General features: G+C 43.8%; 16 protein-coding genes. 9 read left to right on the top strand and 7 right to left on the bottom strand.

Annotation, left to right across the window (positions count from 1 at the left end; genetic code table 11):
• Positions 1–334: 334 nt before the first annotated feature.
• A complete protein-coding gene (locus tag FS666_RS15130) occupies positions 335–2,275 on the bottom strand; it encodes an ABC-F family ATP-binding cassette domain-containing protein (RefSeq protein ID WP_144463604.1) in 1,941 nt (646 codons plus the stop codon).
• A gap of 122 nt (positions 2,276–2,397) precedes the next feature.
• Between FS666_RS15130 and moaC the strand changes: the two genes are divergently transcribed.
• The 4 genes from moaC to tatC all read left to right on the top strand — a co-directional run bounded on the left by moaC (position 2,398) and on the right by tatC (position 4,654).
• Positions 2,398–2,883: a cyclic pyranopterin monophosphate synthase MoaC gene (gene moaC / locus FS666_RS15125; protein WP_144463603.1), complete on the top strand. Its 486-nt coding sequence runs from the start codon at positions 2,398–2,400 to the stop codon at positions 2,881–2,883.
• Between the two features lie 93 nt (positions 2,884–2,976).
• Positions 2,977–3,657, top strand: coding sequence for a redox-sensing transcriptional repressor Rex (locus tag FS666_RS15120; RefSeq protein ID WP_144463602.1), 681 nt, complete (start codon positions 2,977–2,979; stop codon positions 3,655–3,657).
• 45 nt (positions 3,658–3,702) lie between these two features.
• Entirely contained in the window at positions 3,703–3,882 is a 180-nt protein-coding gene (locus FS666_RS15115; protein WP_120073451.1) for a sec-independent protein translocase protein TatAY, read from the top strand.
• Positions 3,883–3,895: 13 nt separating this feature from the next.
• Complete coding sequence (gene tatC / locus FS666_RS15110) at positions 3,896–4,654, top strand: twin-arginine translocase subunit TatC (protein ID WP_144463601.1); 759 nt, start codon at positions 3,896–3,898, stop codon at positions 4,652–4,654.
• Positions 4,655–4,904: 250 nt separating this feature from the next.
• Here the strand turns inward: tatC and FS666_RS15105 are convergent, their stop codons facing one another.
• The 6 genes from FS666_RS15105 to FS666_RS15080 all read right to left on the bottom strand — a co-directional run bounded on the left by FS666_RS15105 (position 4,905) and on the right by FS666_RS15080 (position 9,264).
• A complete protein-coding gene (locus FS666_RS15105; protein WP_144463600.1) occupies positions 4,905–5,102 on the bottom strand; it encodes a YdiK family protein in 198 nt (65 codons plus the stop codon).
• The gene (locus FS666_RS15100; protein ID WP_144463599.1) at positions 5,099–5,842 is read right to left on the bottom strand and encodes a CPBP family intramembrane glutamic endopeptidase; all 744 of its coding nucleotides are present in this window, start codon (positions 5,840–5,842) and stop codon (positions 5,099–5,101) included. The genes FS666_RS15105 and FS666_RS15100 overlap by 4 nt, the downstream gene beginning before the upstream one ends.
• Positions 5,843–5,931: 89 nt before the next feature.
• On the bottom strand, positions 5,932–6,837 hold the full coding sequence (locus tag FS666_RS15095) for an AEC family transporter (RefSeq protein WP_144463598.1): 906 nt from the start codon (positions 6,835–6,837) through the stop codon (positions 5,932–5,934).
• Positions 6,838–6,956: 119 nt separating this feature from the next.
• Positions 6,957–7,679 carry an amino acid ABC transporter ATP-binding protein gene (locus FS666_RS15090; protein WP_120073441.1) on the bottom strand — a complete coding sequence of 241 codons (723 nt, stop codon included), beginning with the start codon at positions 7,677–7,679 and terminating at the stop codon, positions 6,957–6,959.
• Positions 7,676–8,407 carry an amino acid ABC transporter permease gene (locus FS666_RS15085; RefSeq protein WP_144463605.1) on the bottom strand — a complete coding sequence of 244 codons (732 nt, stop codon included), beginning with the start codon at positions 8,405–8,407 and terminating at the stop codon, positions 7,676–7,678. Before FS666_RS15085 ends, FS666_RS15090 begins: the two co-directional genes overlap by 4 nt.
• Positions 8,408–8,460: 53 nt before the next feature.
• Positions 8,461–9,264 carry a basic amino acid ABC transporter substrate-binding protein gene (locus FS666_RS15080; RefSeq protein ID WP_144463597.1) on the bottom strand — a complete coding sequence of 268 codons (804 nt, stop codon included), beginning with the start codon at positions 9,262–9,264 and terminating at the stop codon, positions 8,461–8,463.
• A 413-nt stretch (positions 9,265–9,677) separates the two neighbouring features.
• Between FS666_RS15080 and groES the strand changes: the two genes are divergently transcribed.
• The 5 genes from groES (at position 9,678) to FS666_RS15050 (ending at position 14,528) form a co-directional block, all read left to right on the top strand.
• Positions 9,678–9,962 carry a co-chaperone GroES gene (gene groES / locus FS666_RS15075; RefSeq protein WP_120073437.1) on the top strand — a complete coding sequence of 95 codons (285 nt, stop codon included), beginning with the start codon at positions 9,678–9,680 and terminating at the stop codon, positions 9,960–9,962.
• A gap of 60 nt (positions 9,963–10,022) precedes the next feature.
• Positions 10,023–11,654 carry a chaperonin GroEL gene (gene groL / locus FS666_RS15070; protein ID WP_120073435.1) on the top strand — a complete coding sequence of 544 codons (1,632 nt, stop codon included), beginning with the start codon at positions 10,023–10,025 and terminating at the stop codon, positions 11,652–11,654.
• Between the two features lie 634 nt (positions 11,655–12,288).
• Positions 12,289–12,765 (top strand): cell wall hydrolase, encoded by a 477-nt coding sequence (locus FS666_RS15060; RefSeq protein ID WP_144463532.1) that lies wholly within the window; start codon positions 12,289–12,291, stop codon positions 12,763–12,765.
• Between the two features lie 23 nt (positions 12,766–12,788).
• A complete protein-coding gene (gene gerQ, locus FS666_RS15055; protein WP_144463533.1) occupies positions 12,789–13,250 on the top strand; it encodes a spore coat protein GerQ in 462 nt (153 codons plus the stop codon).
• A 375-nt stretch (positions 13,251–13,625) separates the two neighbouring features.
• The gene (locus FS666_RS15050; RefSeq protein WP_144463534.1) at positions 13,626–14,528 is read left to right on the top strand and encodes an endonuclease/exonuclease/phosphatase family protein; all 903 of its coding nucleotides are present in this window, start codon (positions 13,626–13,628) and stop codon (positions 14,526–14,528) included.
• The last annotated feature ends 398 nt before the right edge of the window (positions 14,529–14,926 follow it).

Genomic DNA, 14,926 nt, shown 5'->3' with positions numbered 1-14,926 from the left:
ACTCTCGCACTTCCTTATCCTTTATCTCGTCGGAGGCACTCCAGTCTGTACGTCGATGGGCAAAGCGCTTGCGCTTTTCTTTAGTGATTAACTTTAGAGAATATCGGGAAATGTTAATAAAAAGTTGAGAGAGTCAGAAGTTACACATAAATAATCCACAGAGATGTGGAAAATGTGGATTAATCAACAGGTTGTTGTGGATAATGTTGATAAGTTTGTTCATAACTGATAAATATTGAGACGGATTTGTGAGTAAAATTGTGAATAACGCTTCTCAAAGTTCAGATGCTTTTTTCGAATCCATAAAAAACAGGCCTGCACATGCAGGGCCTGTTTATGAATCCATATCTTCCGAAAGCTCGGTCCATTCTTCCATGAGTTGATCGATTTCATCCTTAATCTTCTCCACTTCCAAGTGGATGGCCAGCGACTGTTCATGGTCTTCGTATATGTCGGGCCGGCAGAGCAATTCTTCTTTTTCCGCAAGGTCCGCTTCCAGCTGCTCGACGTGTTCCTCAATTTCAGAGATTCTTCTTTTTCGCTGTCTTTCCAGCTTTCTCATTTCTTTTTCCTGAGAATAAGATTTTTTATCCACAGTTTTTGAAACAGCTTTGCTCTTATCTGCCATTTTTTCACGGGCAATTTTTTCCAGTTCGGCCATTTCCATCTTTTTCTCTACATAATAATCGTAGTCACCAAGGTACTCCACAGTCCCATTTTCAGTCAGCTCCACAACTTTGGTCGCAATCCTGTTGATGAAATAGCGGTCATGGGAAACGAATAAAATGGTCCCCGGATAATCCACAAGCGAGTTTTCCAACACTTCTTTGCTGTCCAGGTCCAAATGGTTTGTCGGTTCGTCCAATATGAGAAGATTGGCCTTTTGAAGCATCAGGATGGCCAAAGCAAGGCGTGCCTTTTCACCGCCGCTTAAAGAAGAAACGGTCTTCAACACATCGTCACCGCTGAACAGGAAGTTTCCCAACACTGTCCGGATGCCTCTTTCGCTTGTCAAAGGATAGTGATCCCACAGCTCCTGCAGCACCGTCTTGTTGGATGATAAATCAGCCTGTTCCTGATCGTAATATCCAATTTGGACATTGGAACCGTACTTGATATCCCCTGCTAAAAGCGGCAGCTTTTTAATAATTGTTTTCAACAATGTAGATTTTCCGATTCCATTCGGACCGACAAGCGCAATGCTATCACCGCGTGTCAGAGAAAGGCCAATATTTTTGGCCAAAGGGTTGCCATCATATCCTATAGCCCCGTCAACAAGCGACAGAACGTCGTTTCCGCTTTGTTTATCGATAGAAAAAGAAAAGGATGCGGATTTTTCATCGCCGGCCGGCCGGTCCATGATCTTCATTCTTTCCAACTGCTTGCGCCGACTCTGGGCACGCTTTGTCGTCGACGCCCTTGCCAGGTTCCGCTGGATGAAATCCTCCAGCTTCGCTATTTCTCCCTGCTGCTTTTCAAAAAGCTTCATGTCCCGCTCGTAATTTTCGGCCTTTTGCTGCAGATATTTGCTGTAGTTTCCATGAAAAATTGAAATTTCATGTCTGGACAACTCATACACTTGCGTTACGATTTGGTCTAAAAAATAACGGTCGTGCGAAACGAGAAGCAGTGCACCAGGATAATTTTGCAAATATTTTTCAAGCCATGCCATCGTTTCAATATCCAAATGGTTTGTCGGCTCGTCCAATATGAGCAGGTCAGGCTTCGTTAAAAGAAGTTTGGCCAAAGCCAGGCGCGTTTTCTGTCCGCCGCTGAGTGTTGATATATGAGTATGGTGGTCCTCTTCAAAAAATCTGAACCCATGGAGGACAGAGCGGATATCGGATTCATATTGATAACCGCCTATTTCCTTGAATTTCTCCTGCAGCCGGTCATATTCCGATAACAATTTTTCATAGGCACCATCCTGTTCGTAATTCGCAGGATCGGACATTTTCTGTTCTATATCCCGGAGTTTTTGTTCCATCTCCCTGACATCATCGAAAACAGTAAGCATTTCTTCCCATATCGTCAAGTTTGATTCCAAACCTGTATGCTGTGATAAATAGCCGATGGTCACATCTTTCGGCTTCACAATCTGCCCTGAATCATGGGATAATTCCCCCGCTATGATTTTGAGTAATGTAGACTTGCCGGCGCCGTTTCTTCCAACAAGCGCGGTCCGGTCCCTGTCATGGAGTTCCAGCTTTATATTCGATAAAATCAGATCGGCGCCAAAATATTTGGTGATCTGCTGTACCTGTAACAATAGCATGATTTTACACCCCTAATCATAGACAGTGTACCATTTTTTCAGTTTTTGACAATCAACAATTTTCTTCGGCAGGAAAAGACAGGCTTGACAAAATAGTGTATGATGGATAAGAGGTGTTGAGCGTGGAAAAATTGACCCATTTTAATGAAGAAGGCAGGGCCCAAATGGTGGATGTAAGCGGAAAACCGGAAACGGTCCGCACGGCTATCGCCCAATCGAGCATTGAAGTCAACAACACAATTTATGAACATATCAGCCAAAACAAGGTAAAAAAGGGTGATGTCCTGGCGGTCGCACAAGTGGCCGGCATCATGGCGGCCAAAAAGACGTGGGACATCATTCCGATGTGCCACCCGATTCCCTTGAAAGGGATCAATTTTTCTTTTGAATGGCAGGACGGAAAAGATGATCACAAACAGCTTGTTATTCAAGCTTCTGTGAAAACGATCGGAAATACAGGTGTAGAAATGGAAGCTTTGACAGCAGTGTCCGCTGCTGCGCTCACCGTTTATGATATGTGCAAGGCCATTGATAAGGGAATGGTGATCGGACCGACTTTTTTAATAGAAAAAACAGGCGGAGTGTCCAGTAAAGATTATCGTCGCTAGTGCGATGCCAGTTTGTACTAGGCGGGTTTTGCTTTACCTTAATATGAACAGGCGCTTTCGCTTTTCTTACATCTAGTCTTGGAGGATTGGATAATGAACGAAGAAACAACAAAAATACCACAGGCAACAGCCAAACGGCTGCCGCTTTACTACAGGTTCTTGAAAAATTTGCATGCTTCGGGAAAACAAAGGGTTTCATCCGCTGAACTGAGTGAAGCGGTCAAGGTTGACTCCGCCACAATTCGAAGGGATTTTTCTTATTTTGGGGCGCTTGGGAAAAAGGGATATGGGTATAATGTAAACTATCTTCTCACTTTCTTCCGGAAAACATTGGATCAGGACGAGCTTTCGAAGGTCGCATTGATTGGCGTCGGCAATTTGGGAACGGCTTTTTTACATTATAATTTTCTAAAAAACAATAATACAAAGATTGAAATGGCATTCGATGTGGATAAAGAAAAGGTCGAAAAAGAAATTTGCGGTATCCGGATTTACGATATGGATGAATTGGAGGAAAGGCTAAAGCAGGAAGATATTACGGTTGCCATTTTGACCGTTCCTGCAAGCGCTGCCCAGACGATTACCGACCGGATTAAAAAGACAAATGTAAAAGGCATTTTGAACTTTACGCCGGCGCGGCTCAATGTCCCGCCTTCCATTCGGGTCCATCATATCGACTTGGCAGTCGAGCTTCAATCGCTCATCTATTTCTTGAAAAATTATCCTAACGATGACACGGAAAGTTCACAGGATAAAACGAATTTAAATGGCTAAACGGACAAGTTTCCGTTAAAATAATAGTATGAGGAGGTGGACCCTATGGGAGTAGGTCCTGGAAGTTTGATTATTATCGCTTTTGTCGCTCTCTTGGTTTTTGGTCCAAAAAAACTGCCCGAATTAGGCAAAGCAGCAGGAAACACATTGCGCGAATTCAAGAATGCAACTAAAGGGCTGGCGGAAGACGATGAAAAGGACAAGAAGAAAGACACCGGCCAGTGATAGGATGAACGACATGGATCAGAAGAATATGACGATTCTTGATCATATAGAAGAATTAAGAAAACGGCTGGTCATTATAGTCGTTTTCTTTGTGCTGGCGGTTATTGTCAGCTTTTTTTTATCACAGCCGCTTATAAAATGGCTCCAGCATGCAAGCATCGTCCATGATATAACGATGAACGCCTTTCGGGTGACTGATCCGTTCAAGGTGTTTATGCAAATGGCGTTTGTGCTGGCTTTCATTATGACCTCGCCGGTCATTTTATACCAGCTGTGGGCATTTATCAGTCCTGGTTTATTAGAGAAGGAACGAAGAGTGACGCTCAGCTATATCCCCGTTTCTGTCACGCTATTTCTGGCGGGAGTGCTTTTTGCGTATTTCGTCCTTTTCCCGTTCGTCATTCGCTTCATGCTCGGCTTATCGGGCAATATGGACATTCAGACGACGATCGGAATCAATGAGTATTTCCATTTTCTGTTTCAGATCACGATACCATTTGGCGTGCTTTTTCAATTGCCGGTTGTAGTGTTGTTCCTGACGCGGCTCGGAATTGTAACGCCGGCATTTCTCCGGCAGGTCCGGAAATACGCCTATTTTATTTTGATCGTGGTAGCGGCATTCATTACGCCTCCGGACGTCATTTCACATATGATGGTGACGGTTCCCTTGCTTATCCTGTATGAAATCAGCATATGGATTTCAAAAATAGGCTACAAAAAGGCGCAGGCTTCCCAAGCGGAGCAGGAGCGCGCAATAAATGAACCACAATAAAGAAAAGCGGAAGGCGCCCGCCTATCGGCGACAAGCATAAGCCAATCGCTGAAGAAGGCGTAGTTTGCCTTCATCAGCGATTGGCTTATGACCTCGAGCCGATGGCGCCTGAAGCTGGACATGTCACATCATCATTCCATATAGATGTTTCATCCAAATTTTTATACATTCTTTAAAAGTGAGAAAAGCGCAAGCGCCCGTTTAGCTGCGGCATTTTGAAGAGAAAAGAGACATCGCGAATGATGTCTCTTTATTTTCTTTGTTCATTTTTCAATCTAAAGTGGAGGAAGATCAGTCGAAAGCCCGCCCCGAAATCGAAGGTGGCCAAAATAATCAATAAGTAAACTATGAAACCCCACTCGTTCAATTTTACTTGTTGAACGGCAAAAAATGTGAACACAACTCCAAGCATAATATAGATCATGCCGGAAAACAACGGTGACCTCATGAAAAGAAACCTCCCATCCACTGCACAAAGTGTATAAAGCTTTGAATGTTTTTCTCCAGATCTTCAGGGATAAAGCGCTGTGCCACTACGACAAGTGTATTCATCATGACATGTGCGATGATGGGAACGATGATTCTTTTTGTCTGTACATACAAAAAAGCGAAAACAAATCCCATTGCCGTATATAAAATCAAGTGGATCGGCTCCATATGCGCAAAAGCAAAAATGACGGAACTGATCACTGCTGCCATTCCAAAAGGGAGCCGGTTATAAAGTGTCCCGAAGATGACTTTTCTAAAAACGATCTCTTCCAGGATTGGCCCGATAATCGAGCTGATCAACACAATTGCAGGAAAAAGGTCGATAAGCTGCAATATCTCCTGTGTATTTTCAGAGCCAGGCTTTACGCCAATCATCTGTTCAATGCCCACTGCGATGATCTGTGCAAAAAAGGCCATGAAAATCCCGATTGAGGCCCAAACAAGGGACCACCCTAGTGGAAGAGGGGCAGCCCGGTCAATTTTATTATGTTTTTCATCTTTCCTAAGCAAGAACAATACAATGGCCAGTCCAACAAAAAAGCTGATCATAAGCCAATATCCTGTCGCTTGGATTTTCGCTTCCTGAGGAGGGAGATGCAAAAGCTTCGTCCCAATGGCATATAAAAGGGGCATGCCGATAAAAACGGATAATTGCATCGCAATATAGGTCAGTACAATATAGATATGTCTTCTATTCATAAAGTTAAGTCCCTTTCAACGATATAAAAACCGCAAGTCCCATTTTACTAATAAACAGAAGGGGATTCAAACAGGGAGACTTTCAGGCTTCATACTCCTATAAGGAACAGTACATATGGAATCGTCAGCAGGCTGACCATTGTCGTTATGAATGTGGTGAATGAAACCAGGTCCGGCTCCGTATCAAATTGGATTGCGAGCAATGTCGTATTGGCTGCCGCCGGCATGGATGCTTGAATAAAAAGCACGGCTTTGATCAAATCATCCATAGGCAGGAAATATAAAATAAGCAGGGCAACCAAAGGCGACAATATCATCCGGATGCCGACAGTGGCCGAAACGAACCTGTAAGCGACGCGCTTCCTTTGCATCGCAGCCAGTTGCATGCCGAGCACAAGCATGACCGTCGGAATGGAAGCATCTGCAACAAGTCCAACCGCATTCATAATCGTCCCCGGCAGATCAATGGAAAGAAGCTGCAAAGCGAGACCGAGCACTGCTCCATAAATGACAGGCATCTTTACCACTTGCATGGCGGCATCCTTAACCGAAGCATTTTCCTTTCCGCCAATGGATGCCACCAGGATGCCAATTGAGTTCATCAAAAATGACTGAAAAACCATCATAATGACCGCATAATCAAACGCCACCGCACCGAGCGCAAACAATACAACCGGTGCTCCATAGTTTCCGCTGTTCATAAAAGCGCCACCCAAGATCATCGCCGAAAGCTTCGGCCGCCCTGCATGCATCACAAAGCCTGTGATCCATGTGACCACGATCAGAATGAGCGATAAAAGACAGCAAAACAAGAAAATATAAATATAGTCCATCGTCACTTCATTCGTATAAAACGTACGGAAGGCAAGAAAGGGCGACATCAAGTAAAGCGCCACTTTCGAAATCGATTTGATATCAAATCCGATCAGCTTTTGGCCAAGCCATCCAGCAAAAAATATTAAAAAAACGGGTAATACGATTAAAAATAAATCCACGGGTCGTTCATCTCCATCTGTTTCTCATACTCTATCATATCAAATACAAGGTCAGAAGACGGAGGATGGACACAAAAAAATCCAAACCATCCTTTCGATGGTTTGGATTTGACCCCATATTATAAAACTTTACTCAAAAATGCCTTTGTCCTATCACTTTTTGGAGAACCGAAAATCTGCTCAGGAGGTCCTTCTTCGACAAGGTAGCCCTGGTCCATGAATAATACGCGGTCTCCCATTTCCCTCGCAAATCCCATTTCGTGTGTCACAACGACCATGGTCATCCCGTCCATAGCCAGCTGCTTCATAACATCAAGCACTTCTTTGACCATTTCCGGGTCAAGAGCCGAGGTAGGTTCGTCAAACAGCATGACTTTCGGTTTCATCGCCAGCGCCCTGGCAATGGCGACCCTTTGCATCTGCCCGCCCGACAATTGTTCCGGATAAGCATTCGCTTTGTCTCCAAGACCGACTTTTTGAAGCAGCTGATGCGCCAGCTCCTCGGCATCACGAGGAGCCATTTTCCTGATTTTGATCGGTGAAATCGTGATATTATCGAGTACAGTCATGTGCGGGAAGAGATTGAACTGCTGAAAAACCATTCCCACTTCTTTCCTGATTTCGTTAATATCCGTTTTGGGGTCGTTTACTTTGACACCGTTAATATAAATGGAACCATCCGTGATTTCTTCCAACAGGTTGATGCAGCGAAGGAAGGTACTTTTTCCCGATCCGCTCGGCCCGATGACACAAATCACTTCTTTTTCATTTACCTCGTAATCGATTCCTTTTAACACTTCCAGGTCTCCGAAAGATTTATGCAGCCCTTGAATTTTAATCATTTGTTCACCTCTATTGCTGAGCGGCCAAATGTGAATACGCGTCTCCTCTGCCGCGGAATATAGCTATTGCTGAAACGTTTTTCCACATAGGCAATCACTTTTGTAAATAACCAGGTGAGGATTAGATATAAAATGGCTACTGTTATATATGGCTCCCAGAATCTTGCATAGGCCCCTGCAACAACTTTTCCTGCGTACAACAGGTCATTTGCCGCTATAACAGTAACAAGAGATGAATCTTTCAATAAAGCGATCAATTCGTTTCCAAGAGGAGGGACCATCCGCCGGAACGCCTGTGGAAGAATGATATGTTTCATGGCCACACTTCTTGGCATTCCCAGTGACCGGGCCGCTTCCATTTGCCCTTTTTCAATCGATTGGATCCCTGCCCGGATAATTTCCGCATTATAGGCCCCGCAGTTCAGCGCAAGGGCGATGGAGCCGGACACAAAGTAACCGAGGGAGTGCCCGAATACGCTCGGAATAAAAGCCAAGTGAATAAGCAGGATTTGCACCAATAACGGTGTTCCCCGGAAAAAATCCACATAATATTTACAAGGATAATAGATCCATTTCCTTTTGGACAGCTTGCCCATTCCGATGAACAGACCCAAAATGATTCCGCTTACATAACCGACAGCGGTAAGGGCCAGGGTAACCCACAGCCCTCTAAGAAAAAGTTCCTTGTAGTTCCAAATCATATCAAAACGAATATCTAAAAAATCTATCATAACCACCTCCAGATTGAGTAGACGATGTTCATAGACTGAGAAGCGACTTCTTACTCAACATCAAAGCCGGTGATTTCTTTCAACTTTCCATTCTCTTTGATCTTTTGGATTCCTTCATTTAAAAGATCGACAACTTCAGAGTTTCCTTTTTTCACCATCAAGCCATAGTATTCTTTTTCGGCGCTGTCGTCTTCAACAATTTCAACTTCGACGTTCGGATTGTTTTTTATGTACTCATTAACAGTAGAGTTATCTCCGACAGCCGCGTCAGCATTTCCGTTCATCAATTCTTCTATGGCAAGCGGCATTGTTTCGGCAGCTATGATTTTAGAGCTTGTGTTGCCCTGGATTTCTTTCATCATTGTGTGCCCCGTCGTGTTGATTTGAACAGAAACTTTCTTATCCTTTAAATCCTTAAAAGATTTGATATCCGATTCTTTTTTCACAAGAATGACCTGGTTCGCGATGTAGTATGGCTCAGTAAAATCAAAAGTCTCCTGGCGCTCTTTCGTAATCGTGATGGAAGAAACCGCAAAGTCTACTTCTCCATTTTCTACCGCAGGGAACAGAGGCTCCCAGCCGATGTTTTTAAATTCAACTTCGACACCTGCTTCTTTTGCAATCGCTTCCACAATATCGATGTCAATACCGACAATATTTCCGTTATTATCCATATACTCCATCGGTGCGTATGTAGCATCCGTTCCGACAACGAGCTTTTTCTTGCCGCCGCTGTCGCCGTCACTGCCGCTTGCAGGTTCTGCTTCATCTGAGCCTTTGCCGCAGCCAAATAATAGAACAGTCAGGCTTAAAAAGAGAAAGCCCAGTGACCAAAAGCGTGATACCTTTTTCATAATGCTTTTCCCCCTTGTTTTTTTCTGCATCATCTGAAGCCCACAACTTTTCCGCCACTTCTGATGATTACCACAATTATAAGCGAATTGATAGAGTGAATCAATACGACAATTATATTTGAAAAACGTGTTACAGGGGTTCTGATCAATGCTTTAACGCGCCACCGCGCCGAGAGGGCAGGCCCCGGAAGGATTAAAGTAGCGGTTATTTGTGTGCAATAATTTATTGGGCCAAAAATCGAATGACAATTTGCCTATCCAGGCAAACTCGAATTTTGAAGAAACTTTTTTAAAAAATAAGCGGTTAACGCTTGCAAATGGAAAACAAATTATTTAATATAATACTTGTGTTAGCACTCGGGCAGTCAGAGTGCTAATAAAAATCTACATATACTTTAAGGAGGTTGTTTCACTTGTTAAAACCACTTGGGGATCGCGTAGTTATTGAACTGGTGGAGTCGGAGGAGAAAACTGCGAGCGGCATCGTTCTTCCGGATTCCGCGAAGGAAAAGCCGCAGGAAGGGAAAGTAGTTGCTGTTGGAACAGGGCGTGTACTCGACAGCGGCGAGCGTGTTGCACCTGAAGTATCCGAAGGCGACAGCATCATCTTCTCTAAGTACGCTGGTACAGAAGTGAAATACCAAGGTACGGAATATTTAATTTTACGTGAGTCTGACATATTGGCTGTTATCGGCTAATAAAAAAACGTTTTTTATATGAGAGAATTTAATTAAAACACGATAGGGAGGATATTATAAATGGCTAAAGACATTAAGTTTAACGAAGAAGCACGCCGTGCCTTGCTCCGCGGTGTTGACCAATTGGCTGATGCGGTAAAAGTTACTCTTGGGCCAAAAGGGCGCAACGTTGTACTTGAGAAAAAATTTGGTTCTCCGCTCATCACAAATGACGGTGTAACAATCGCTAAGGAAATCGAGCTTGAAGATGCGTTCGAAAACATGGGTGCAAAGCTTGTTTCTGAAGTTGCAAGCAAAACGAACGACGTAGCCGGTGACGGTACGACTACTGCTACAGTTCTTGCTCAAGCAATGATTCAAGAAGGCTTGAAAAACGTAACTGCAGGTGCGAACCCTGTAGGAGTCCGCAAAGGAATTGAAAAAGCGGTTGCGACTGCAGTTGAAGAGCTTCACAACATCTCTAAACAAATCGAAGACAAAGAGTCCATTGCCCAAGTTGCTTCCATCTCTTCCGGCGACGAAGAAGTAGGACAGCTTATCGCTGAAGCAATGGAGCGCGTTGGAAACGACGGCGTCATTACGGTTGAAGAATCAAAAGGATTCACAACTGAGCTTGACGTTGTGGAAGGTATGCAATTCGACCGCGGATATGCATCTCCTTACATGGTAACAGATTCCGATAAAATGGAAGCTGTTCTTGAAAATCCGTATATCTTGATCACTGACAAGAAGATTACAAACATCCAGGAAGTTCTTCCGCTTCTTGAGCAAGTCGTTCAGCAAAGCAAACCTTTGTTGATCATTGCTGAAGATGTTGAAGGGGAAGCATTGGCTACACTTGTTGTGAACAAACTTCGCGGAACATTCAACGCAGTTGCTGTTAAAGCTCCAGGATTTGGCGATCGCCGCAAAGCGATGCTTGAAGATATTGCCATCTTGACTGGCGGGGAAGTCATCACTGAAGATCTCGGACTTGACCTTAAAACAGCTTCTATCCAATCACTTGGACGCGCTGCTAAAGTTGTTGTATCCAAAGAAAATACAACAATCGTTGAAGGTGCCGGAGATTCCGCAAACATCTCAAGCCGCGTAAACCAAATCCGTGCGCAGCTGGAAGAAACAACTTCCGAATTCGACAAAGAAAAACTTCAAGAGCGCTTGGCTAAGCTTGCTGGCGGCGTAGCGGTCATCAAAGTCGGTGCTGCAACCGAAACTGAGCTGAAAGAGCGCAAACTCCGCATCGAAGACGCATTGAACGCTACTCGTGCGGCTGTTGAAGAAGGAATTGTTTCCGGTGGTGGAACAGCCCTTGTGAACGTCTACAACAAAGTGGCTGAAATCCAAGGTGAAGATGACGTGGCTACAGGTGTCAGAATCGTACTTCGTGCTCTCGAAGAGCCAGTACGTCAAATCGCCCAAAACGCTGGCCTTGAAGGATCCGTAATCGTTGACCGCTTGAAAAAAGAAGAAGTCGGCATCGGATTCAACGCTGCAAACGGCGAGTGGGTAAACATGATCGACGCTGGTATCGTCGACCCGACAAAAGTTACCCGCTATGCGCTTCAAAACGCTGCTTCCGTAGCGGCTATGCTCCTTACAACAGAAGCTGTTGTAGCTGACAAGCCGGAAGAAAACGCCGGCGGCGGCATGGGCATGCCTGACATGGGCGGCGGCATGGGCGGCATGATGTAATAACGCCGCTCAACCCTTAATATGACTGGGTTTTTGAGTAAGATGAAAATAAAATGCCTAACATAGAGGATTTTAACGGGGGCTTCTCATAAGTTGAGCAAACTTTTGAGAGGCCTCTTTTTTCATTTATTTAAGTAAAAAGTATAAGCTGATATGAAAATTTTTTCAAAAGAAGCCTTTCTTTGTCCAGCTCCAGCGCCCAGCGACTAGCAAACTTCACACTCCTTTCCTCGAAAAAGCTTCGCTTTTTCTGCGTGGATGTTTATTCGAGGAAGTGGCTCAGTGCACTACGATAAGTCAACATCGGCTCGTACCTCGCCGTGTTTCCTTTATCTCATTGCGGAGTGCTCCAGTTTGTACGTCGCTAAACGGGCGCTTGCGCTTTTCTTACGTAACATGAAGCTATACGTTTTTAGTCGTGCTATTGTCAGTGTGTCCCAACCCGTCCATGATCTGTTCCAATCCTACTCCAGCTTCGGCCAGTCTTTAAGTGCAATGTTCGCCTTTTGGGGAAAACGGGCAAACGTATGTCCTAATATCACCTTTCGGAACCAAAGTAATTGGGCTGATAGGCAAGTTACCAAATTCAGCTTCAGGTAATAAGTTACTTGTATAAGCCGAAGGTGGTGAGAAAATGGGTAGGCGAATAAAGCATACTGAACGTGACGTGGAGGAGTTAGCAAGGCTTATGCTGTCGGAAGCAGTCGGTGAAGGTGTTCAAGGGATGAACATGGTAGGAACGGTTGTGGCTAATCGCGTCGAGGCTGACTGTGCTCCTGACTTCAAAGGGCTGCGCAATATCCGACATGCGATCTATCAAACCATACCTGGCACCGAAATTCCTCACTTCGAGCCTGTCTTAAATGGAACATTGTATACACAACGTCCCACAGAAGCTGACCTTCAGAGGGCTAGGGATCTGTTACACGGTTATAGGGAACCTCGTGCAAGAATGAATTTGTGGTTTTTTAATCCCAGTCCAGGGAAAACGTTTCGGGCACCTTGTCCTGAAACGATGCCTAGATCCCCCATGACGAAGTTCGATTTTGCGCACAAGAATCATTGCTTCTATGTCGGGGTATCGGGCTATTGCCCAGAGTTTTATAGATAAATTAATAAGGAGCTGATCTTCCCATGACTTGTGGAGACTCTGGTTATTATCCAATGAATTATTATCCTGGTTTTTATCCTGCTCCCATGATGCGGACCAATCGCACACAACCTGCCGGCTATCCGATGGCCATGCCTTCAGGCCCCGCGTATGCCGCCCCGGTGGTCCCTATTGGGACCGCGCAGCAAATTCTGGCGGGTGCGGTGGAAGAATCATTTATCGAAAATATATTACGCTTCAACAAAGGTAAGGTAGGTACATTCTATTTTACTTATCAAGGCAACAACAAATGGAATGCAATGGTGTATCACGGGCGCGTAGAAACGGCTGGTCGTGACCACATCATCATCAGCGACCCGGATAGCGGCAAACGTTACCTGCTTATGATGGCTAATCTTGACTGGGTGGAGTTTGATGAAAGAATTAATTATCCTTTACCGAAAATCAGTCCGGAAGTTCAGGCGTCCCTGACGACATCGGATTGAGTTATAGAACGCTTAAAACCCGCTTACTTCTTTTGAAGGATGAGCGGTTTTTTTTAGTTTGACCATATATAGATGTGTTAACAAGTGAAGATTGGGAACTGGAGAAAAATGCCTGCTTAGGGAGAAATAGCATAATACTGGGCGCTACCCTTAAACAAAGGATAGCGCCCATTTTCATTTCAGGGCCATTTATTCGAATAAGACTTTCGAACAAAAGAGATAATAAATGACACATTATATTATGCGGGGGTTCTGATGATGGATAAAAGAAAGGTTTTATCATTTAGTACATTAGTTATTCCCTGGCTAACTACCCATTAATGGAAAAATTGTTCGCTTTCCTTCAGTCACATAATTTAACGAGGAGGATTTAGATTGAAGAAAGTTTTGAAATCCCATTTGTTAGTGGCAGCCGGTATACTCATTATCCTAAGTGGTTTGTTCCCGGGGACTTCACCAGTGTTTGCTGCAGAAAACAAAAACCAATGGAAGACGATTGATGTAAAAGCGATGACTTTTAATCTTAGATTCAAAAATAACAATGATTCCTCGCCGCACACTTGGAATGAAAGGGTTCCTGCAATTAGAAGACTGATTAACATGGGGAAGCCTGATATCATTGGGGCACAAGAAGTGTCACATTCGCAACTGCAAGATTTAAAAGATAATTTACCTGATTATCATTGGGTTGGCGGAAATCGCAGAGGATACTCTGCTATTTTTTATAAAGAAAAAGAATACAGCGTACAGGAGTATGACCATTTTTGGTTATCCGACACACCCAAAGTAATTGGTTCAAAAACATGGGGAAATAAAATTCCAAGAATGGTTGCCTGGGCAAAGTTTCTTGATAAAAAAAGCAATAAACAGTTCTATTTCGTCAATACACACTTTGACCATCAATCCGCCAAGGCAAGAAAAAAAAGTGCAGAGTTAATTCTTAAATTAACAAAAAAATTTGATCCGGAGTTACCGGTTATTTTAACAGGTGATTTCAATGCTGAACCAGACAGTCTCCCACATCAAATTTTAACAAGTGATGGAGAGTTTGATGATTTATGGGAAACAGCTGAGACAAGAATTAATGAAGACTTAGGAACATTTAATGGTTTTCATGATCCTACTGGTGAAGGACCTGATAAACGCATTGACTGGATTCTCGGGAAAGGAAACCTTACATCTAATGAGATTGAGATTGTTAACTATCAGAAGAATGGCCAATTTCCAAGTGATCATTTCCCGGTGCTAGCTGACATATCCTTAACTTACAACAAATAAGAGAATTTCAAAAGGAGCCAAGACCATTGACATAAATGAATGGTGCTTGGCTTTTATAATTGGCGGAAATTGGGATTTTCTTCCGAAAACCGGGCGCCCGGTTGTGGAGCAACGCTGTTGGAATATGATCAAACCTTTTGAATAAATGGTATACTAACGGAAAGGATAGGTGATTTGAGAGGGGATTGGCATGCATTTATATCACAGGGCACATTCTCATTGGAAGATTATTGGAAAATCCGTGAAAATAATGATGCATTATGCGAGTATATCGATAGATTTATTTACATATCCCCATCACCTTGAACGAAACATCAACGGGTATCCGGAAAAATTTACCGTGGATTTGGGAATTTCTTTGAGGGAAGTCCGTGTGAAGCTTTTTCTGCTCCCTTTGA

The organism is Siminovitchia fortis (genome assembly GCF_007681465.1).
GTDB classification, from domain to species: Bacteria; Bacillota; Bacilli; order Bacillales; family Bacillaceae_C; genus Siminovitchia; species Siminovitchia fortis.
The sequence above is the reverse complement of the archived record's forward strand: the minus strand, read 5'-3'. Positions and strand labels throughout refer to the sequence as shown.

What these genes read in the sequence shown, in the direction of transcription:
- FS666_RS15060 (WP_144463532.1), top strand. Translation starts at nt 12,289, where the DNA reads ATGGGTAGGCGAATAAAGCATACTGAACGTGACGTGGAGGAGTTAGCA.
- gerQ (WP_144463533.1), top strand. Translation starts at nt 12,789, where the DNA reads ATGACTTGTGGAGACTCTGGTTATTATCCAATGAATTATTATCCTGGT.
- FS666_RS15120 (WP_144463602.1), top strand. Translation starts at nt 2,977, where the DNA reads ATGAACGAAGAAACAACAAAAATACCACAGGCAACAGCCAAACGGCTG.
- groL (WP_120073435.1), top strand. Translation starts at nt 10,023, where the DNA reads ATGGCTAAAGACATTAAGTTTAACGAAGAAGCACGCCGTGCCTTGCTC.
- tatC (WP_144463601.1), top strand. Translation starts at nt 3,896, where the DNA reads ATGGATCAGAAGAATATGACGATTCTTGATCATATAGAAGAATTAAGA.
- FS666_RS15115 (WP_120073451.1), top strand. Translation starts at nt 3,703, where the DNA reads ATGGGAGTAGGTCCTGGAAGTTTGATTATTATCGCTTTTGTCGCTCTC.
- FS666_RS15105 (WP_144463600.1), bottom strand. Translation starts at nt 5,102, where the DNA reads ATGAGGTCACCGTTGTTTTCCGGCATGATCTATATTATGCTTGGAGTT.
- FS666_RS15090 (WP_120073441.1), bottom strand. Translation starts at nt 7,679, where the DNA reads ATGATTAAAATTCAAGGGCTGCATAAATCTTTCGGAGACCTGGAAGTG.
- FS666_RS15100 (WP_144463599.1), bottom strand. Translation starts at nt 5,842, where the DNA reads ATGAATAGAAGACATATCTATATTGTACTGACCTATATTGCGATGCAA.
- FS666_RS15130 (WP_144463604.1), bottom strand. Translation starts at nt 2,275, where the DNA reads ATGCTATTGTTACAGGTACAGCAGATCACCAAATATTTTGGCGCCGAT.
- FS666_RS15080 (WP_144463597.1), bottom strand. Translation starts at nt 9,264, where the DNA reads ATGAAAAAGGTATCACGCTTTTGGTCACTGGGCTTTCTCTTTTTAAGC.